The sequence below is a fragment of the Pseudomonas edaphica genome (genome assembly GCF_965277385.1).
Classification (GTDB): Bacteria; Pseudomonadota; Gammaproteobacteria; order Pseudomonadales; family Pseudomonadaceae; genus Aquipseudomonas; species Aquipseudomonas edaphica.
In genome coordinates this window covers 2,904,487-2,922,782 of the sequence record NZ_OZ255725.1, presented here as the reverse complement: position 1 = coordinate 2,922,782, position 18,296 = coordinate 2,904,487, and the positions used below count along the sequence as shown (strand labels likewise).

Below are 18,296 nucleotides of genomic sequence, written 5' to 3'. Positions count from 1 at the left end.
CCAGCTTCTCAGTCACTGACCCACCGCTATCGCAGGCAAGCCAGCTCCCACATTAGGACTGCGGCATTAAGCGGCTATGCGCATGACACTTAAGCGCCCGATCACCGGCAATTTGGCCAGCAACCCGAAAACCGGCGCCGTCACCCGTATCAGCAACCCCGACACTTTCGCCGCAAACGGCGTGTAATACCCCCACCCCAACGCCAGCAACGCCAGCAGCACTCCGCCGATGTAGTCGTCCTGGCCCCAATGTGCGCCCGCCACCAGCCGCGGCATCATGAACAACAATGCCAAGCCCCAGATCACCACTACTTGGGTGAAACGCTGGGCAAACACCGTCATGAACATGCCCCAGATCAGCAGCACCGACGCATGATCGCCCGGGAAGCTCTGGCTGGAACGATCCTTCAGCTCCCAGGTTTTCTCCAGGCCCGGGAAATAATCGCTCATATGAATCGCGCCGCTGATCACCATCGACGGGCTGTTGTGCTGCCAGCCCATTTGCGCCGTGAGCTTGGAAAACAGCATACGGATAAACAGCAACAGCAGCAGAATGCTTAGGAAACCGAAGAATGCCTGTCGCACCTGGATGGCCTTGAACACCCAGTCGCCGCGAATCAGCAGTGCCAGCAAAATCACCCCAACCACGGCATCAAACGGTCGCAAACTGGCCACCGCCCACACATGCAACCATGTCGAATTGCTTGCCAATGGGTCATTAAGCAGATGAAACAGCCATTCGTCGAAAACCACACACAGCATCTGTCCCGTGGGCCACAGCCAAAAACACAGCAGCCCGATAGCGACTAGATTGCAAAAGGCCCACCCCCGGAGGTTCCACCTGGCTTGGAACAAACCCGGATTGTTCATAAACTGTCCCTCTTCGCTCTGTAAAAACGCACCAAAAAGGTGCCAAAGCGTTTAATTCTATAAACCTTGTAACCAATTTGTCATCAATTCAGATACCCAGACCTATGACTGATCTACCGGATACCGACTTCACCCAACGCTTCATCTTCGATGAGAACGACGCCCGTGGCGAACTGGTCTCGCTGGAGCGCAGCTATGCCGAAGTCCTTGCCAAGCACCCCTATCCGGAGCCGGTTGCGCAACTGCTCGGTGAGCTGATGGCGGCGGCCTCGCTGCTGGTAGGCACCATGAAGTTCGATGGTTTGCTGATCTTGCAGGCCCGTTCCGAAGGCCCGGTGCCGATGTTGATGATCGAGTGCTCCAGCGAGCGCGAAATCCGTGGCCTGGCCCGTTACGAAGCCGACCAGATCGCCCCGGACGCGACCTTGTCAGACCTGATGGCCAATGGCGTGCTGGCGATCACCGTCGACCCCACCGAAGGCCAGCGTTACCAGGGCATCGTCGACCTCGACGGCGAAACCCTCTCGGACTGTTTCACCAACTATTTCGTGATGTCCCAGCAAGTCGGCACCAAGTTCTGGCTCAACGCGGACGGCAAGCGCGCCCGTGGCCTGCTGCTGCAGCAACTGCCGGCGGACCGTATCAAGGACGACGATGAGCGCACCGACAGCTGGCGCAAACTGACCGCCCTGGCCGGCACCCTGACGGCTGAAGAACTGCTGGGCCTGGACAACGAAACCATCTTGCATCGCCTTTACCACGAAGAGGCCGTGCGCCTGTTCGACGCTCAGGGCCTGCGCTTTCGTTGCAGTTGCTCGCGTGAGCGTTCGGCCAATGCCTTGGTCAGCTTGGGCCTGGAAGATGCGCAGGATCTGGTGGTGGAACATGGCGGCAATATCGAGATCGACTGCCAGTTCTGTAACCAGCGCTACCTGTTCGATGCGGCCGATGTAGCCCAATTATTCGCCGGCGCAGGCATCGACACACCCTCCGACACCCGCCACTAAAACGTTTAAGCACAGGTAAATCACCTGACAAACGCCGGATTAGCGCAGTTCTGACGGGAGGGCCCTACTCTTTTTGGGCTTTTCTGGCATAATCCGGCCCACTTTTTTCGCGGTAGTAGTGCGCAACTTTCTACTACAAAACGTTTGGAGCACTCGGCCATAGGCCGACGGGGAACCTCATGACGCAAGCCAATAACGCCGTATACACCGATCTGAGTGTTGACGATCTGGTCAAAGAAGCCCTGCAGCGCGGTGAAGGCGTGCTTGCCGATACTGGCGCGCTGGTCGTAGAAACCGGTCACCGCACCGGTCGTTCGCCGGTTGACCGTTTCATCGTTGAAGAGCCTTCCACCCAGGACGCAATCGCCTGGGGCCCGATCAACCGCAAGTTCCCGGCCGACAAGTTCGACGCCCTGTGGGCTCGCGTCGAGGCATTCAACAACGCGCAAGAGCATTTCGTTTCCCATGTTCACGTAGGGGCTGCAGAAGACCACTACCTGGCCGTGAAAATGACCACCCAGACTGCCTGGCAGAACCTGTTCGGTCGTTGCCTGTTCATCAACCCGGCCCAGTACAACCCAGCCGGCCGTGATGAGTGGCAAGTGCTTAACGTCGCCAACTTCGAATGCGTGCCAGAGCGTGACGGCACCAACTCCGACGGTTGCGTGATCCTCAATTTCGCCCAGAAAAAAGTGCTGATCGCCGGCATGCGTTACGCCGGTGAAATGAAAAAAGCCATGTTCTCGGTGCAGAACTTCCTGCTGCCGGCCGCCGACGTGCTGCCAATGCACTGCGCCGCCAACATCGGCGAAGCCGGCGACGTGACTCTGTTCTTCGGTCTGTCGGGCACCGGTAAAACCACCCTGTCGGCTGACGAAAGCCGTTACCTGATCGGTGACGACGAACACGGCTGGGGCGAAGGCGTGGTGTTCAACATCGAAGGTGGTTGCTATGCCAAGTGCATCGACCTCTCCGAGAAGAACGAGCCGGTAATCTGGAAAGCCATCAAGCACGGCACCGTGCTCGAAAACGTGGTGATCGACGATGCCAAGCACGCCGACTACACCAACGTCAGCCTGACCCAGAATAGCCGCGCCGCCTACCCGCTGGAGCACGTTGCCAAGCGTTCCGAGAAGAACCTGGGCGGCGAGCCAAACGCTGTGATCTTCCTGACCTGTGACCTGACCGGCGTACTGCCGCCCGTCTCGATCCTCAGCGAAGAACAAGCGGCCTACCACTTCCTGTCCGGCTACACCGCTTTGGTGGGCTCGACCGAAATGGGTTCGGGCAGCGGCATCAAGTCGACCTTCTCCACCTGCTTCGGCGCGCCGTTCTTCCCACGCCCAGCCGGTGAATACGCAGAACTGCTGATCAAGCGTGTGCGCGGCTTCGGCTCCAAGGTTTACCTGGTCAACACCGGCTGGACCGGCGGCGGCTACGGCGTCGGCAAGCGATTCAACATCCCGACCACTCGCGGCGTGATCGCGGCGATCCAGAGCGGCGCGTTGATCGGTGCAGAAACCGAGCACCTCGACACCATCAACCTCGACGTGCCTTTGGCCGTACCGGGCGTTGATACCGGCTTGTTGAACCCACGTAACACCTGGGCTGACAAGGCTGCCTACGACGAAGCGGCGAAAGCGCTGGCGGGTCTGTTCATCGAGAACTTCAAGAAGTTTGAAGTGAGCGATGCGATCAAGGCGGCCGGGCCTAAGTTGTAAGGTTCGGTTGTTGTGAAAAAGCCGCCCTTCGGGGCGGCTTTTTTGTGGGCGACAGGTTAGATGGCGATATGCAAAACCACGGCGCCGACCAGCACTAATGCAACGCCCAGCACCTGCACCGCCGACAACCGCTCCTTGAAAAACACATACCCCAGAATCGCCGCAATCCCACCGGACAATGTACTGATCACCGTCACCACCGAAACCGAGCCCGTCATCGCGCCCCAGGAAAACGCCGAGAACCCGCCGAGGTTCATCAGGCTCGCACCGGTCAAGGTTGCGCAGTTTTTCAACGGCGGGATCTTCAGGCCGTCCTTGATCTTCAGCACCATCACCACCAGCACGCACAGGCCCACCAGGTAACCCAGCCATAACATGGTGATCGGCCCCAGCGCGGGCAATGTGTAGCGGCCCTGCAGCCAGAAGCTGGTGCCATACAGCAAGGCCGCGAGCATGGCGTAGGCGATGGACTGGCGCGGGTTGTTGTGGGGCGTGCCGTTGTCCTTGTGGATGCTGGATAGGATCACACCAATTACGCACAGGCCGATGCAGCCGAGTTGGATCAGGTTGATGTGTTCGCCACTGGCCCAGGACAGCAGGGTGGTGACTACGCCGTAAGACGTTACCAAAGGCGCAACGATGGCGGCTTTGCCCAGGGCGAAGGCCTTGGACAGCGCCAGCGCGCCGGAGACGGTGAGCAGGGCGGCGGTGATGCCCAGGAGCCAGACGCTCAATGGGGCATTCAGAGATTTGAACAGGAAGGCCGGGAAGATCACCAGCAACAGGGTCATGATCAAAAAGCCGAGGGCTTGGCCGAAATACACCGCGCGTTTAACGCCGACGGCTCGGGCGTTGAGGCCCACGAGAAAGTCCGTGCCGCCCCAGAGCAGGGCGGCCAGCAGGCCCATTATTACGTCCATGTAAGGTCCTTGTCGTTGTGTCAGCAACTTCAGTGTGGGAGCCGGGCTTGTCGAATCGTCGCACCGCCGCGATTCAGGCGACTCGGTCTGTCAGTAATACCGAGGTGATGCCATCGCAGGCAAGCCAGCTCCCACACCGGTATTCGGTGGTCTTGGGATCAGCTCAAGTTTTCCAGGGTTTGCGTATCCCAACTATGGGTCTTGATCGCCAGGTAGAGCATGCCGATGGTCAGCGGCACCTTATCGCCCCGGCCCTTGGCGCGGCGCTTGAGGAACACATCGAACACCGGCGGTTTGAAGTAACGATAAGCATCGTAGTCGCCCAAGTCGAGGGCAAACTCTTGCTCCATCGCTTCCATCAATTGCTTGGCCTCGGCGCCGTCGCAGCCGAGCTCGAGGTTGATCGAGGTTTCGAGGCGCAGGGTCTTGTGCTTCGGCAGGCCGATTTCTTCGTGCAACAGTTGCAGAAGCTGCTGCATCACGGGGTCTTCGGGGAAGTTGGGGGCCAGGTTCATGGTGGGGGCACGCAGGAGTGGGTGGGGGGGAGGATTGCGTTGGCGACGGAATTTGTTTCGGGTGATGAAGAGTGCCAAGCCTATCAAGAATACGAAGATAGGGAGCAAGGGCATTCTAAGGATTACTGCCATGTAGGGTAATAAGAACGTCAATGCCAGGCCGGTTACGAGGCACGTGATTGCAAGGCGTTTTCTCAGAATAGAGTCAGTGATCTGGTAATGCAGTAAAAGGTAAAAACCAAAGAAACAGGCTATTTGCAGGACGATATTCATGACTCTTGAAATCTCCTTGCTTCGAGTGCCCGTGTGTTCCAGCGTTTGGCTTTGACGGCCTGGTAGAGCATGTCGATGGTGAGCGGGATTTTGCCTTTGCTGCCTCTGTCCACATGTCTCAAATACATGTCAAAGCCTCGACGCTTGAAATAGCGATTGCTCCTGTAGTCTCCGAACGTCATGCCGAAATCTTGCTTCAGTGCGGCCATCAATTTTCTAGCCTCAGAGCTGCTGCATCCGAGATCATGATTTATTGAAGTGCTGAGGCTGAGAGCTTGATGTTTGGGCAGGCCCACGTCTTCATTCACGAGCTGCAGGAGGTGACGCATGACGGGGTCGTCGGGAAAGTCGGCTGCCAGGTTAAGTGTGGGGGCGACGAGCAATGGGTGAGAGGACCTGATTCGGCTATAACGGTGCCGATCCAGATATAGGCCCGAGCCTAATAGCAACGCACCTATAGGCAGGCTTGGGAGTCGAACTTCCTGTGCCCAGTAAGGGAGCCATATTGCGCAGATCAGGCCCACAGCGAACAGTAATAAACCGACATATTTTCTAAGGTTTTTGGACCTCATTTTGTTGTCCAGGACAACGCTCACCACGATAAAAATGATCCATTGGACGTATTCCATCAACGTCTCCCTCCTCCCTGAAATTGAATGACCATTGCAGACATTGAGCGCTGAGGACCTATTCCTCCGTCTACCTGAGCTTCACTTCCGACGATCACATCACCTGCGTGATAACTGCGAATGATGTTTTTGGTGAATAGACCCACTGTGACGCCGACAACGCGTGCTACAGGTTTCGAAAGCGGGTGAAGGGGAACGCTGAAGGCCCCAGCCAGTAGCAAGGTGACGATGGTCCCGCGTTCGTTAAGCAGTTCAGCTTGTTGTCGGGTCAGTGGCTTGGAGATCGCGACTGTCATCTTGCAAGGCAAATCTCGGGCGAACATCTTTTCGTAGAGATCCACCAGTCGATAGCGCACTTCGTTTGCCGAAGTACCAGCTTCCAGCAAGCAGAGGTTTGTCAAAGCGTGCTTGTGGGTGGGTAAAACGGTAAGGCGAATCACCGTGAAGGTGACGCCGTAATGGCCGATGTATTGAGTCCTTTCGATATTCACGGGTTTTTGCCGGGACAGTTGAGAGGTCACCAGTTTCGGTCATATGAAGGGAGGTTATGTAGAGGGTGAGATAGCTGTTTTAAGCAGTTTGGGAAGAGGACTACACGGGGTTTGTCTGCTTCCCACAAAGCTTTCCGGCATTTGCGATTTGACAGTGATTTTTTTGGCAACACCCAGCCAATGTGGGAGCCGGGCTTGCCCGCGATGGCGGTGTGTCAGGCAGGGAAATATTGCCTGACACACCGCCATCGCGGGCAAGCCCGGCTCCCACAGGTTTAGCTCAGTGGCTGGCTTGGTTGGGGCTGCGTGTCGACTGCCGGTTGCAGTTGAACGTGCTGCGCTGCTTCCAGCAGATCACAACCATCCTGCACCAGCAGATATAGGGCGTTGTTAGATCGTTCCCACGCTCCTGCGTGGGAATGCCTCCCGTGACGCTCTGCGTCACCAATGCCTAAGCTTAAAGCCGTGCGCGGAGGTGGGACGCGGAGCGTCCCGGGCGGCATTCCCACGCAGAGCGTGAGGAACGATCAGTCAGAACGGCTTCATGGGACGGCCATCGCCAAGCCTACAGACGCGAAGCCGCATCCAGGTCCATCAACCCGCGTCCGTAGGCTTCGCTGTTGGCATAGATGCCCGTCCGATTGGCGGTGCTGAGCAAGCGTTCGCGAACCTGCTGCGGGGTCATTTCGGGAAAGCGGCTCTGCAATGCCGCCAGGGCGCCGCTGACCAACGCGGCGGCCGGGGAAGTTCCAGCAGTCGGCCCATAGCTGCCATCTTTCTGTGTCGTCAGCAGGCCCGCACCACCATCGCCACCCGGTACGGCAATGCACCAGCGCGCGGCAAGCCCGCAGTAGTTGGACTTGAGGTTGATCGCGCTACCATCATTTTTGAGGGCCATGACGGCGATCCAACCTTTTTCCAGTTCCGGCACCAAGGCAGGCAGGCCGGGTTCGGCAAGAGGCTCGCGTTTGACCTCGTTGCCGGTGGAGAACACAAAGACCGCGCCTTCAGCCACCAGGTGTTTGGCCGCCTCCAGTGAGTCGCCCATCAGGCGTTCATAGATCGGCACTTCATTGGTGTTGGCTTCAATGGGGTTTGCCCAGGAGTTACTGAAAAAGCGTGCGCCTTGGGCATGTGCCAGGCGCCAGCCCTGGGCAATTTCGCTGTCGAAATAAAACGGCTCCTTATCGTCGCCGAAGCGCATGGGGATTAACTGGGCGTTGAAGGCGATCCCGTGCATGCCTTGAGCGTTCTTGTTGGCGGCGAGAATACCGGCCATTTGCGTGCCGTGGCACTTGATGTCGACAGTGCCAGGCTGTTGGCGAACAAAGTCGTAACCGATGTCGGCCAAGCGCCCTTGGAACTCAGGTAATTCACTGTTGAGGCCTGAGTCTATCAGCGCCACTTTCACGCCTTGGCCAGTGCCGCCACGCGCATAGAGGGTGGATGCCTTGACGATGGGCAGTGCATTTGCGGCGAAGTATTCGGGCGTTTCAAAGGCATGCACGGCCAGTTGCTCGGAGGTGGGTTTCGGCGGCGTTGCACAGCCCATCAGCAGAAAGGGCATTGCGAGGAGCAAAGAAAACGGTGGCATGCGAGACATTCACGACTCCTTGTCGGGGCTTGTAATCAAGCGTGCTACTGTCTGCATTTTTGCGCGGTCTTGCTGGTTTTCTCTGTATCAGTTTGTAGCGTTTATCCCCGACCGTTTACCGATCGCTGGTCTATGTTTTTGACTCGTTCAGCGGTCAACGGAGTGACAGCTTATGCACAACACCCTCCAACAGGTCTTTGGTTACCCACAGTTTCGTTTGGGCCAGGAGGCCGCGATCAGCGCGGTGCTGGCCGGTCGTTCGGCTGCGGCTATTTTCCCCACCGGCTCGGGCAAGTCTTTGTGTTATCAGCTGTCGGCGGTGCTGTTGCCGCACCTGACGCTGGTGGTGTCGCCGCTGTTGGCGCTGATGCAGGACCAGTTGGGTTTCCTGCAACGCCATGGCATTTGTGCTGGCAGTATCGATTCGGCGCAGAGCCGTGAAGATGCCAATGAGGTGATGGCCCGCGCGCGTTCGGGTGAGTTGAAGATTTTGATGATTTCCGTGGAGCGCTTAAAGAACGAGCGCTTCCGTAACTTCCTGCAAAGCGTGCAGATTTCCTTGTTGGTGGTGGATGAGGCGCACTGTATTTCCGAATGGGGCCACAACTTCCGCCCGGACTATCTGAAGCTGCCGGACTACCAGCGCCAGTTCAATATCCCACAAGCGTTGCTGCTGACGGCTACAGCCACGCCCAAGGTGATTGCCGACATGCAGGCCAAGTTCGCCATTGCGCCGGATGATGTGATCACCACGGGCTTCTACCGGCCCAATCTCAACTTGTTGGTAGAGCCGGTGAGCGGCCACGACAAACGCCGGCGCTTGGTCGAGTGGATGAGCGCGCGGGCCAATCAGCCGAGCATCGTTTACGTCACGTTGCAAAAAACCGCCGAGCAGATTGCCGAACACCTGAACCGCAATGGCATCCAGGCCGAGGCGTATCACGCCGGGTTGCCCCACGATAAACGCGAAGGTATCCAACAGCGTTTCATGGGCGGGCGCTCCAATTGCATTGTTGCCACCATCGCGTTCGGCATGGGCATCGACAAGAGTGATATTCGCAACGTGGTGCACTTCGACCTGCCCAAGTCTATCGAGAACTACAGCCAGGAAATCGGCCGCGCCGGGCGTGACGGGCAGCCGTCCGACTGCCTGGTGCTGGCCAACCGTGACAGCCTCAATGTGCTGGAAAATTTTGTGTATGGCGACACACCGGAGCAGGAGGGCATTCGCCGTGTACTGGAGGAGTTGCAAGCGGCGCGAAGCGAAGGCCAGTGGGAGTTCCTGCTGAGGTCGCTGTCGGACCACAGCAACATCCGCGAGCTGCCGCTCAAGACGCTGCTGGTGCAGTTGGAACTCAAGGGTGTGATCGCACCGCGCTATGCGTTTTACGCCGAATACCGCTTCAAATACCTGATCGAACCCGAGGCGTTGCTGGCGCGGTTTTCCGGCGAGCGGCAGCAGTTTGTCGCGGCGATCATCCAGGTGTGTAAACGCGCCAAAACCTGGGCGACGGTGGATTTCGATGCGCTGTACCAACAGCACAATGCCGAGCGCAGCCGTGTGGTGAAGGCGCTGGATTACTTCCAGGAGCAGGGTCTGATCGAGCTGGAAAGCAAGCAGATGACCGAGGTCTACAGCCTGCTCGATACCGACTTTGATCCGCGGGTGCTGAGCGCCGAGTTATACACAGGCTTCAAGCACCATGAAGTGACGGAAGTGGCACGGATCCACGCCATGCTTGAGCTTTTTGCTACCGAGCATTGCCTGGGGCAGCGCCTGGCCAAGTACTTTGGCGATGAAAATGCCCCTCAACGCTGCGGGCATTGTTCGGTTTGCCACGGCCATGTCGCACATTTGCCGCCGCCGCCGAGTTTGCCGCCACTTGTGGATAAAAACTTCATGGAGCTGTGCGGTGATTTTATCCACAGGCATCATGAGCACACCATGAACCTGCCAGAAGCGGAACGGCTGACGCGGTTTCTCGGCGGTATCAGCGTGCCGCTGTTTACCAAGCTGAAGGCGCGGGCCATACCGGGGTTTGCGGCGCTGGAGGATTACCCTTACGCCGAGGTGCGTGAGTGGGCGCAAGCCCACCTGAATGACTTGTAAACCCACTTTCCAGAGAACCGCCCATGCCTGACTCAATGCCGCAACGCGCCGATTACCGTCACTTCCAGCCGATCATCACGCGTTGGCACGACAACGATGTGTATGGCCATGTGAACAACGTCACCTACTACAGCTTTTTCGACACGGCGGTGAATACCTACCTGATTGAAGAAGGTCGGCTGGATATTCATGACGGTGAGGTGGTGGGGTTTGTGGTGAGTTCGGCGTGCGATTATTTCGCCTCGATCGCGTTTCCGGATCGCCTCGACATCGGCCTGCGCGTGGGCAAACTCGGTAACAGCTCGGTGCAATATGAGTTGGCGGTGTTCAAGGCCGGCGAGGTTGAAGCCTGTGCGGCGGGGCGCTTTGTGCATGTGTTTGTGGATCGGGCGTCGAACCAGCCGGTGGCGATTGCGGGGAAGTTGCGCGAGGCGTTGGAGCGGTTGGTGGTTTGAGGCCCTTTTTCATGCAATGAAAATCAAATGTGGGAGCTGGCTTGCCTGCGATAGCGGTGGGTCAGGACGCACATCTAACCCTGACCCACCGCTATCGCAGCGATGCGGCGACCCGACAAGCCAGCTCCCACAGGGGGCCAGCTGTGTTCTTTAGAACTTACCGATGACGGTAGTGATGCTTGTTCTTGCGATGCCCATAGGCATGCCCGCGTCCACGGTGGTCATCTCGATCGTAACGACGGTTGTCACGCCCGCGGTAGCGGCGGTCGTCGTCATCGCTCTTGTTGCCCATGTAGTTGCCCAGCGCGCCACCTGCACCACCGCCGGCTGCTGAGCCGACCAGTGCGCCGGTGCTGCCGCCCATGCTGCGGCCCACGACGTTGCCGCCGGCTGCGCCCAGTGCGCCACCAATGGCGGCTTCGCCACGGCTGCGTCTATCGGCACCCACCGCACTGCCGCCTGCGCCACCCAGGGCTGCGCCGATGGTGGAACCTGTGTTGCCGCCCAACTGCTGGCCGACAACCGAACCTAGAACCCCGCCCAATGCGCCGCCCACACCGGCTTCGGTGGTGCCACCGGCCATGGCTGCGCCACTGACCAGGCCAAGGGACAACAAGAGAATCGAGGAGAACTTCATAGAGAGACCTCAAGAGGATGACGGCGCGATCCTGAGGTTGTATCGAGGCGCTGACAATCGAAAACCGACCGGCGGTAGAGGTTGTATACAATTCGCTAAGTTGCTGTTTTGTATAGGGAACTTAAGTCTATTTTGTGAGTCTTTAGCTACTTCGGAAGGGCCGCTTTTATGCAAAAGCGGCTTTTTTTGTGCCTGAGTAAAACTGCCGGCATTGTTCTCTTGTGGCGAGGGAGCAAGCTCGCGCTGGGTTGCGCAGCGACCCCAACATTATTACGGGCGCTACGCACCCGAGCGGGAGCAAGCGCCCTCGCCACGATGGGCTCTGCTTAGGCTGAACGGGCCATGATCAAGCCACTGTCGCTCGCCGCTTCCAGGCAAATCGCGACGAACTTCGACGTCGGCGTATGGCTGCCATCCCCGGTGCTTTCCAGCGGCACCAGCGGGTTCACTTCCGGGTAGTACGCCGCCGCCTGGCCCGCCGGAATATCAAACGCCAGCAAGGTAAAGCCCTTCACGCGGCGCTCGCGGCCATCTTCCCACAGCGACACAATGTCAGCCTTCTGACCCGGCTTGAAGCCCAGGCGGATGATGTCGGCTTCGTTGACGAACAGCACGTCACGCTGGCCTTTGACCCCACGGTAGCGGTCGTCCAGGCCATAAATGGTGGTGTTGTACTGATCGTGGGAACGCATCGATTGCATGATCAGGTCCGGCACCCGCCCTGTGGCGTGGGTGCGTTCGTGGATCAGGTCTTTGGGCAGCACGTTCGGACGGAAATTGGCGCGGCCCGACGGCGTGTTCCAGCGGCGTGCGCCGGCGGAGTTGCCCAGGTAGAAACCGCCTGGGTGTTTGATGCGTTCGTTGAAGTCCTTGAAGCCTGGGATGGTATCGGCGATCAAGTCGCGGATGCGCCCGTAGTCGGCCACCAGCCAGTTCCAGTCCACCGGCTTGCTGCCCAACGTGGCGGCGGCAATCCCGGCCAGAATCGCCGGCTCGGACTTCATCAGCTTCGACAGCGGCTGCAGCTGGCCATTGGAGCCGTGCACCATGCTGAACGAGTCTTCCACTGTCACGGCTTGCGGGCCGTCGGCCTGGATATCGATGTCGGTACGGCCCAGGCACGGCAGGATCAGCGCGTCTTTGCCGTGCATCAGGTGGCTGCGGTTGAGCTTGGTGCTGATCTGCACGGTCAGGTCGCAGCTGCGCAGGGCTTCAAAGGTGCGCGGGCTGTCTGGCGTGGCTTGGGCGAAGTTGCCGCCCAGGCCGATAAACACCTTGGAACGGCCTTCGAGCATGGCGTGGATCGCTTCGACCACGTTGTGGCCATTGGTACGCGGCACCTGGAACTGGAAGCGGCGCTCCAGCGAATCCAAAAACGCCACCGGCGGGCGTTCGTTGATGCCCATGGTGCGGTCGCCCTGCACGTTACTGTGGCCGCGCACCGGGCACAGCCCGGCGCCTGGACGGCCGATGTTGCCGCGCAGCAGCATCAGGTTGGCGATTTCCTGGATGGTCGGCACCGAATGGCGATGCTGGGTAATGCCCATCGCCCAGCACATGATCACGTTTTTGCCTTTGGCGTACATGCGCGCCGCTTGCTCGATCTCGACCAGGGTGAGGCCGGACTGCGCGACGATTTCATCCCATGGGGTGTCGTCGATCTGGCCCAGGTACTCCAGCACGTTGACGCTGTGTTCATTGAGGAAGTCGTGGTCGAACACCGCCTCTTTGCCTTCGGCCTGGGCCTGGCGTTCCCACAGCAGCAGGAACTTGGCCATGCCGCGCAGGATGGCCATGTCGCCACCCAGTGCCGGGCGGAAGTACGCGGTGTTGGTCGGTTTGTCGCCGTTGGTGAGCATTTCCAGCGGGTGTTGCGGGTGCTGGAAGCGTTCCAGGCCACGCTCTTTGAGCGGGTTGATGCACACCACCTGGGCGCCACGTTTTACCGCTTCGCGCAGCGGCTCAAGCATGCGCGGGTGGTTGGTGCCGGGGTTCTGGCCCCAGACGAAAATCGCATCGGCATGTTCGAAGTCATCAAAGGTCACGGTGCCTTTGCCTACGCCCACGCTTTGCGCCAGGGCGACGCCGCTGGCTTCGTGGCACATGTTCGAGCAGTCCGGGAAATTGTTGGTGCCGTAGGCACGCACAAACAGCTGGTACAGGTACGCCGCTTCGTTGCTGGCCCGGCCCGAGGTGTAGAACTCGGCCATGTCCGGGCTTGGCAGGGCGTTGAGGTGCTTGCCGATCAGGTCAAAGGCGGCATCCCAGCTGATGGCTTTATAGCGATCGGTCTCGGCGTCGTAGCGCATCGGCTCGGTCAGGCGGCCCTGGTATTCCAGCCAGTAGTCACTCTGCTCCAGCAGTGCAGTCACGCTGTGCTTGGCGAAGAAGGCCGCGTCCACACGGCGCTTGGTGGCTTCCCAGTTGACCGCCTTGGCGCCGTTCTCGCAGAACTTGACCATGCCGCTTTCCGGCGAGTCGCCCCAGGCGCAGCCAGGGCAGTCGAAACCGCCGTTCTGGTTGGTCTTGAGCATCATGCGCAGGTTTTTCATGGCGTTGTCGCTGGTCAGCCAGGCCTGCGCCACGCTGATCAGTGCACCCCAGCCGCCGGCCGGGCCTTTGTAAGGCTTGTAGCGCGGAGTCGGGGTTTGGTCGGCTTGGTGATGCAGGCTCATGGCTGGTTCTCCATCGCAGGGCTGTAGACCCGCGGCGCACTTTTCTGCGGCAGGTGGATGAGATTGAGGTTGTGCCGGCGCGCCCATTGCAGGGCCAGGCCGGTGGGCGACGACAGGCTGACCAGGGTCTGGATGCCTGCGCGCAAGACTTTCTGGATCAATTCGAGGCTGCAGCGGCTGGTGACAATGGCCAGGCCGCCGTCGGTCGGAATTTTTTGGCGGATCAGCGCGCCGATCAATTTATCCAGGGCGTTATGTCGGCCGATGTCTTCGCGGCCCATCAGCAACTCGCCCTGGTTATTCATAAAGATCGCCGCATGCACCGCGCCGCTGTACTGGCCCAGGGGCTGAAACGCGCTGATGCGTTGGCGCAGGCCGTCGAGCCATTCGGCGGGCGGCAAGGGCGCACCGGGCAGCACTTGCAGGTCCGGCAAGGCTTGTTCTACGGCCTCTACGCCGCACAGGCCGCAGCCGCTGGTGCCGGCCAACTGGCGGCGTTGCTGCTTGAGGTTCCAGAAGGCGCGGCTGGAAATCTGTACGTGAGCGTATTGGGCAGAGCCCGTGCCGCTGAGTTTTAGATCATAAATATCGCTAACGTCGGCGATAATGCCGCTGCCGATGCTGAAGCCGACGATAAAGTCTTCCAGGTCGGTGGGCGTCACCAGCATCACCGCCTGGCTGATGTCGTTGTAGGCAATCGCCAACGCCACTTCTTCGGCCAATGCAGTGCTGGCTACTTCCGTGTGTTCCAGATTGCAAAACTGGTAGCTCTGGCTGGCGGCTGGCGCTGGCGTTTCGAGGGCAGGCGCCGCGCAGACTGGGCGCTTGGCGTTCATGGGGCAGTACCACCGAGGGAATGATCAATGTTTAGACTAGGCGCGACAAAGGGTCGCGTCTAATCGGCTGTACTGATCTATTGATAGATGGCGTCGATCAAGGCGCGTGTTGCGGGCTTATTCCTGCCAGCGCGCAGGCTAGCGTGTTTGGGTCTTTGGCGTGCCTGGAACCCAAGACTGCAGGACTGGTCTAGTCTTGGGCATCTGGAACTTAAACCCCAAGGAGAGCGCACCATGAGTATTTTTAGCTTTGTTAAGGAAGCAGGCGAGAAGTTGATTGACCTGTTGACGCCGGGTAACGCCAATGCGAGCGATGAGCTGAAGGATCACATCAGCAAGGTAGGGCTCGGAAATCCGAACATCACCGCAACCGTTGAGGGCGACAAAGTCACCGTTAAAGGTGAAGTTGCCACTCAGGAAGAGAAAGAGAAAATCATCCTGGCTGCGGGCAATATCGCCGGTGTTGGCAGTGTGGATGACCAGATCACCGTGACTGGCCCGGCCGCGGCAGCCGCCCGTTTTGTCACCGTTGCAAAAGGTGACACGCTCAGCGCTATTTCCAAGCGCGAATATGGCGATGCCAACAAATACCAAAAAATCTTTGAGGCCAACAAGCCGTTGTTGTCGCACCCGGACAAAATTTACCCAGGGCAAGTACTGCGTATTCCTGAGTAACACACAGAGCTAACTGTGGGAGCAGCTTTGTGTGGGAGCCGGGCTTGCCCGCGATGCAGGCAGCGCGGTGTGTCAGTCACACCGCGGTGATGCAATCGCAGGCAAGCCAGCTCCCACACTGGCCAGCTCCCACATTCACATTCCCACATTTACATTAGAGCCCGGCAATCAGATCTCGGTAATCATCGACTGCCGCAAACTCCCCTGTGTCCTTTGGCCCTTTCTTACTGTCCGGCTCTTTGACCGCCAGCAAATGCCCCACGCCAAACTCGCGCGCACTGCGCAGGATCGGCAAGGTGTCATCAATAAACAGGCTGCGGGACGGGTCGAACTGGATGTCGGCTTGCAACGCATCCCAGAATTGCCGGTGTTCCTTGGCGAAACCGTAGTCGTGGGAACTGATCAACCGCTCGAAATACGGCGCCAGTTCAATGCGCTCCAACTTCAATGACAGCGAATCACGATGGGCGTTGGTGATCAAAATCACACGCTTGCCGGCCTGTTTGATTGCCGCCAGAAAGGTGTCCGCGTCCGGGCGCAGGGCGATCAGGTGGGCGGTTTCCAGTTTGAGTTCGCGCACCGGAATGTTCAGCTCGGCACTCCAGAAATCCAGGCAATACCATTGCAACTGTCCGGCGTTACGCTCGAACAGCGGCTGCAACTCCATGTCGGCCATGGCCCGGCTCACGCCGTGCAGTTGCGCGTAGCGCTGGGGCAGGTGCTCCATCCAGAAGTGGTTGTCGAAGTGCAGGTCGAGCAAGGTGCCGTCCATGTCCAGCAGGACGGTGTCGATGGCGTGCCAGGGCAAAGAGGGCATGGGGCGTTCTCATGTAAGTAAAGATATCCGACACAGACAATCGGAAAAGCCACGGTATAGTAACCCGATCACGCCAAGGAGCCGCTTATGCGCCAGAAACCCACCGTCCTCGCCCGCGAAATAGTCGCCAGTAGCCGTTTGTTCCGCGTGGAGGAAGTGCAATTGCGCTTTTCCAATGGCGTAGAACGGACCTACGAGCGCCTGGTAGGCCGCGGTGCCGGTTACGGCGCGGTGATGATCGTGGCGATGATCGATGCCGACCACGCGTTGCTGGTGGAAGAGTACTGCGGCGGTACCGACGAATATGAATTGTCGTTGCCCAAGGGCCTGATCGAACCCGGCGAGGACGTACTGGCGGCGGCCAACCGCGAGCTCAAGGAGGAGGCCGGTTATGGCGCGCGCCAGTTGGAGCACATTACCGAACTGTCCTTGTCGCCTGGCTATATGAGCCAGAAAATCCAGGTGGTGCTGGCCACCGAGCTGTATGAAGAGCGCCTGGAAGGCGATGAACCTGAGCCCATGCGTGTGGAGCGCGTCAACCTGCGCGAGCTGTCGATGCTGGCGCAAAACGAGCAGTTCAGTGAAGGCCGTGCATTGGCGGCCCTGTATTTGGTACGAGACCTGTTGACCCAGCGTGGAGCTTTTGTCGCATGAGCGAACTGTTTTTAGGCCATCCGTTTATTGCCCCTGTGATCGAGCTGGCACGCCAGGCAGGTGAAGTCATCCTGCCGTATTGGCGTGCGGACGTAGCGGTCACCGCCAAGGCGGATGATTCACCGGTGACGGCGGCCGACCTGGCGGCTCACCATCTGATCCTGGCGGGCCTTACCGCTCTGGACCCGAGCATCCCGGTGCTGTCCGAAGAAGACGCCGATATCGACCAGAACGTGCGTGCCGGCTGGCAGCGCTGGTGGTTGGTGGACCCGCTGGATGGCACCAAGGAGTTTATTTCCGGCAGCGAAGAATTTACCGTCAACATTGCGTTGATCGAGCAAGGCCGCGTGGTGTTTGGCGTGGTGTCGATGCCCACCAGTGGCCGTTGCTACTTCGGTGGCGCGGGCCTGGGCGCGTGGCGCTCGGACGTGAGTGAGGCGCCCAAGCAGATCCAGGTACGCCAGACCCCAGCGGCCGGCGAGGCGTTTACCGTGGTTGCCAGCCGCCGCCATAGCAGCCCGGAACAGGAACGCTTGCTCAGTGGCTTGAGCGAAGGTTTGGGTGAGCTGAAATTGGCGAATATTGGCAGCTCGCTGAAGTTCTGCCTGTTGGCCGAAGGCAGTGCCGATTGCTACCCGCGTCTGGCGCCGACGTCGCAGTGGGACACTGCCGCAGCCCAGGGTGTGCTGGAAGGGGCGGGGGGTGAAGTGTTGGAGTTGAGTGGCGCGCCGTTCAGCTATCCGGCGCGGGCTTCGTTGTTAAACCCGTTCTTTCTGGCGTTGCCGGCCAAGGCAGCGTGGCGCGAGCGCCTGCTGACCCTGGCCCGTTCTTGAGGCCACAACAGGTCAAAATGTGGGAGCTGGCTTGCCTGCGATAGCGGTAGATCAGTCACTAATGAGGTGACTGTAAGACCGCTATCGCAGGCAAGCCAGCTCCCACAGTTGGTTTTGTGTTGTGACGGTTAGCGGTGCAGGACGTATTGGCCAGTAAAGTTGACTGCTCGTTCTTCACTGCCCTCATTCACAATCCACGTCTCCAACGCCAACCGCGCCCGGCCATAGCGTTTGTATGTCGCCACAAAGCGCTTCCACACCTTGTCTTCCGGCGCCGCGCAAATAGCGATCGCATCCTGAGTCACAGGCAGTGGATAACTGATCTGTCCTTCCTGAATCACGATATGCCCGTCTTCGACACCTTCTTCGCGCAGTTTCAGGTGTAGCCAACCCCAACCCGCCAATACGGCGCCGCAATAGAGGCTGCCGCCAAACATGGTGCTCTTGTGGTTGATATTGGCCTGTAAGGGCAGGTGCAGCTGCAGTTGGCTGTGTTGCCAGCCGAGCACCTTGAGGCCCATTTCCCGGGTGAGGGGGATGTCGTGGTGAAGGATCGATTCCAGGTAGCGGCTGTCGCGGTTCAT

18 protein-coding genes are annotated in these 18,296 nt (G+C 59.1%); 7 read left to right on the top strand and 11 right to left on the bottom strand.

What is annotated here, in order from left to right:
• Nucleotides 1-66: 66 nt before the first annotated feature.
• Entirely contained in the window at nucleotides 67-870 is an 804-nt protein-coding gene (locus ACQY47_RS13250) for a phosphatase PAP2 family protein (RefSeq protein WP_428557224.1), read from the bottom strand.
• A 104-nt stretch (nucleotides 871-974) separates the two neighbouring features.
• Here ACQY47_RS13250 and hslO point away from each other — a divergent pair, with 104 nt between their 5' ends.
• Together hslO and ACQY47_RS13240 are read left to right on the top strand one after the other, a co-directional pair.
• Nucleotides 975-1,877 carry an Hsp33 family molecular chaperone HslO gene (gene hslO / locus ACQY47_RS13245; RefSeq protein WP_200431132.1) on the top strand — a complete coding sequence of 301 codons (903 nt, stop codon included), beginning with the start codon at nucleotides 975-977 and terminating at the stop codon, nucleotides 1,875-1,877.
• Nucleotides 1,878-2,056: 179 nt separating this feature from the next.
• Nucleotides 2,057-3,598, top strand: a complete 1,542-nt coding sequence (locus ACQY47_RS13240; RefSeq protein ID WP_065930841.1) for a phosphoenolpyruvate carboxykinase — start codon at nucleotides 2,057-2,059, stop codon at nucleotides 3,596-3,598.
• 56 nt (nucleotides 3,599-3,654) lie between these two features.
• On the opposite strand, the gene ACQY47_RS13235 is transcribed toward ACQY47_RS13240, so the two are convergent.
• The 5 genes from ACQY47_RS13235 to ACQY47_RS13215 form a co-directional block, all read right to left on the bottom strand.
• Nucleotides 3,655-4,518, bottom strand: coding sequence for an EamA family transporter (locus ACQY47_RS13235; protein ID WP_428557223.1), 864 nt, complete (start codon nucleotides 4,516-4,518; stop codon nucleotides 3,655-3,657).
• Between the two features lie 158 nt (nucleotides 4,519-4,676).
• Nucleotides 4,677-5,033 carry a DUF1493 family protein gene (locus ACQY47_RS13230; protein ID WP_017135374.1) on the bottom strand — a complete coding sequence of 119 codons (357 nt, stop codon included), beginning with the start codon at nucleotides 5,031-5,033 and terminating at the stop codon, nucleotides 4,677-4,679.
• A 269-nt stretch (nucleotides 5,034-5,302) separates the two neighbouring features.
• A complete protein-coding gene (locus ACQY47_RS13225; protein ID WP_225933021.1) occupies nucleotides 5,303-5,935 on the bottom strand; it encodes a DUF1493 family protein in 633 nt (210 codons plus the stop codon).
• Nucleotides 5,935-6,456, bottom strand: coding sequence for a hypothetical protein (locus ACQY47_RS13220; RefSeq protein ID WP_239694285.1), 522 nt, complete (start codon nucleotides 6,454-6,456; stop codon nucleotides 5,935-5,937). Before ACQY47_RS13220 ends, ACQY47_RS13225 begins: the two co-directional genes overlap by 1 nt.
• A 535-nt stretch (nucleotides 6,457-6,991) precedes the next feature.
• Nucleotides 6,992-8,029 carry a S8 family serine peptidase gene (locus ACQY47_RS13215; RefSeq protein ID WP_428557222.1) on the bottom strand — a complete coding sequence of 346 codons (1,038 nt, stop codon included), beginning with the start codon at nucleotides 8,027-8,029 and terminating at the stop codon, nucleotides 6,992-6,994.
• A gap of 163 nt (nucleotides 8,030-8,192) precedes the next feature.
• On the opposite strand from ACQY47_RS13215, the gene ACQY47_RS13210 reads away from it, so the two are divergent.
• Nucleotides 8,193-10,130, top strand: coding sequence for a RecQ family ATP-dependent DNA helicase (locus tag ACQY47_RS13210; protein WP_428557221.1), 1,938 nt, complete (start codon nucleotides 8,193-8,195; stop codon nucleotides 10,128-10,130).
• A 23-nt stretch (nucleotides 10,131-10,153) separates the two neighbouring features.
• On the top strand, nucleotides 10,154-10,585 hold the full coding sequence (locus ACQY47_RS13205) for an acyl-CoA thioesterase (RefSeq protein ID WP_428557220.1): 432 nt from the start codon (nucleotides 10,154-10,156) through the stop codon (nucleotides 10,583-10,585).
• Nucleotides 10,586-10,742: 157 nt separating this feature from the next.
• Here the strand turns inward: ACQY47_RS13205 and ACQY47_RS13200 are convergent, their stop codons facing one another.
• The 3 genes from ACQY47_RS13200 to fdhD all read right to left on the bottom strand — a co-directional run bounded on the left by ACQY47_RS13200 (nucleotide 10,743) and on the right by fdhD (nucleotide 14,733).
• Nucleotides 10,743-11,222: a YMGG-like glycine zipper-containing protein gene (locus ACQY47_RS13200; protein WP_017135379.1), complete on the bottom strand. Its 480-nt coding sequence runs from the start codon at nucleotides 11,220-11,222 to the stop codon at nucleotides 10,743-10,745.
• A 326-nt stretch (nucleotides 11,223-11,548) separates the two neighbouring features.
• Nucleotides 11,549-13,897, bottom strand: a complete 2,349-nt coding sequence (locus ACQY47_RS13195; protein WP_170039542.1) for an FdhF/YdeP family oxidoreductase — start codon at nucleotides 13,895-13,897, stop codon at nucleotides 11,549-11,551.
• A complete protein-coding gene (gene fdhD, locus ACQY47_RS13190) occupies nucleotides 13,894-14,733 on the bottom strand; it encodes a formate dehydrogenase accessory sulfurtransferase FdhD (protein WP_428557219.1) in 840 nt (279 codons plus the stop codon). The genes ACQY47_RS13195 and fdhD overlap by 4 nt, the downstream gene beginning before the upstream one ends.
• 234 nt (nucleotides 14,734-14,967) lie before the next feature.
• Here fdhD and lysM point away from each other — a divergent pair, with 234 nt between their 5' ends.
• Complete coding sequence (lysM, locus tag ACQY47_RS13185) at nucleotides 14,968-15,408, top strand: peptidoglycan-binding protein LysM (protein ID WP_138453661.1); 441 nt, start codon at nucleotides 14,968-14,970, stop codon at nucleotides 15,406-15,408.
• A 154-nt stretch (nucleotides 15,409-15,562) separates the two neighbouring features.
• Here the strand turns inward: lysM and yrfG are convergent, their stop codons facing one another.
• Nucleotides 15,563-16,225 carry a GMP/IMP nucleotidase gene (yrfG, locus tag ACQY47_RS13180; protein ID WP_428557218.1) on the bottom strand — a complete coding sequence of 221 codons (663 nt, stop codon included), beginning with the start codon at nucleotides 16,223-16,225 and terminating at the stop codon, nucleotides 15,563-15,565.
• Nucleotides 16,226-16,312: 87 nt separating this feature from the next.
• Between yrfG and nudE the strand changes: the two genes are divergently transcribed.
• Both nudE and cysQ read left to right on the top strand, forming a co-directional pair.
• Complete coding sequence (gene nudE / locus ACQY47_RS13175; RefSeq protein WP_017135384.1) at nucleotides 16,313-16,879, top strand: ADP compounds hydrolase NudE; 567 nt, start codon at nucleotides 16,313-16,315, stop codon at nucleotides 16,877-16,879.
• Nucleotides 16,876-17,712 carry a 3'(2'),5'-bisphosphate nucleotidase CysQ gene (gene cysQ / locus ACQY47_RS13170; RefSeq protein WP_017135385.1) on the top strand — a complete coding sequence of 279 codons (837 nt, stop codon included), beginning with the start codon at nucleotides 16,876-16,878 and terminating at the stop codon, nucleotides 17,710-17,712. Before nudE ends, cysQ begins: the two co-directional genes overlap by 4 nt.
• Before the next feature lie 128 nt (nucleotides 17,713-17,840).
• On the opposite strand, the gene ACQY47_RS13165 is transcribed toward cysQ, so the two are convergent.
• The gene (locus ACQY47_RS13165) at nucleotides 17,841-18,296 is read right to left on the bottom strand and encodes a thioesterase domain-containing protein (protein WP_428557217.1); all 456 of its coding nucleotides are present in this window, start codon (nucleotides 18,294-18,296) and stop codon (nucleotides 17,841-17,843) included.

Bases quoted from the DNA above. Each gene is read 5' to 3' on its own strand.
- ACQY47_RS13235 (WP_428557223.1), bottom strand. From the start codon at position 4,518: ATGGACGTAATAATGGGCCTGCTGGCCGCCCTGCTCTGGGGCGGCACG.
- ACQY47_RS13250 (WP_428557224.1), bottom strand. From the start codon at position 870: ATGAACAATCCGGGTTTGTTCCAAGCCAGGTGGAACCTCCGGGGGTGG.
- ACQY47_RS13165 (WP_428557217.1), bottom strand. From the start codon at position 18,296: ATGAACCGCGACAGCCGCTACCTGGAATCGATCCTTCACCACGACATC.
- ACQY47_RS13240 (WP_065930841.1), top strand. From the start codon at position 2,057: ATGACGCAAGCCAATAACGCCGTATACACCGATCTGAGTGTTGACGAT.
- ACQY47_RS13205 (WP_428557220.1), top strand. From the start codon at position 10,154: ATGCCTGACTCAATGCCGCAACGCGCCGATTACCGTCACTTCCAGCCG.
- ACQY47_RS13215 (WP_428557222.1), bottom strand. From the start codon at position 8,029: ATGTCTCGCATGCCACCGTTTTCTTTGCTCCTCGCAATGCCCTTTCTG.
- ACQY47_RS13230 (WP_017135374.1), bottom strand. From the start codon at position 5,033: ATGAACCTGGCCCCCAACTTCCCCGAAGACCCCGTGATGCAGCAGCTT.
- yrfG (WP_428557218.1), bottom strand. From the start codon at position 16,225: ATGCCCTCTTTGCCCTGGCACGCCATCGACACCGTCCTGCTGGACATG.
- ACQY47_RS13200 (WP_017135379.1), bottom strand. From the start codon at position 11,222: ATGAAGTTCTCCTCGATTCTCTTGTTGTCCCTTGGCCTGGTCAGTGGC.
- ACQY47_RS13210 (WP_428557221.1), top strand. From the start codon at position 8,193: ATGCACAACACCCTCCAACAGGTCTTTGGTTACCCACAGTTTCGTTTG.
- cysQ (WP_017135385.1), top strand. From the start codon at position 16,876: ATGAGCGAACTGTTTTTAGGCCATCCGTTTATTGCCCCTGTGATCGAG.
- fdhD (WP_428557219.1), bottom strand. From the start codon at position 14,733: ATGAACGCCAAGCGCCCAGTCTGCGCGGCGCCTGCCCTCGAAACGCCA.
- nudE (WP_017135384.1), top strand. From the start codon at position 16,313: ATGCGCCAGAAACCCACCGTCCTCGCCCGCGAAATAGTCGCCAGTAGC.
- hslO (WP_200431132.1), top strand. From the start codon at position 975: ATGACTGATCTACCGGATACCGACTTCACCCAACGCTTCATCTTCGAT.
- ACQY47_RS13195 (WP_170039542.1), bottom strand. From the start codon at position 13,897: ATGAGCCTGCATCACCAAGCCGACCAAACCCCGACTCCGCGCTACAAG.
- ACQY47_RS13225 (WP_225933021.1), bottom strand. From the start codon at position 5,935: ATGGAATACGTCCAATGGATCATTTTTATCGTGGTGAGCGTTGTCCTG.
- lysM (WP_138453661.1), top strand. From the start codon at position 14,968: ATGAGTATTTTTAGCTTTGTTAAGGAAGCAGGCGAGAAGTTGATTGAC.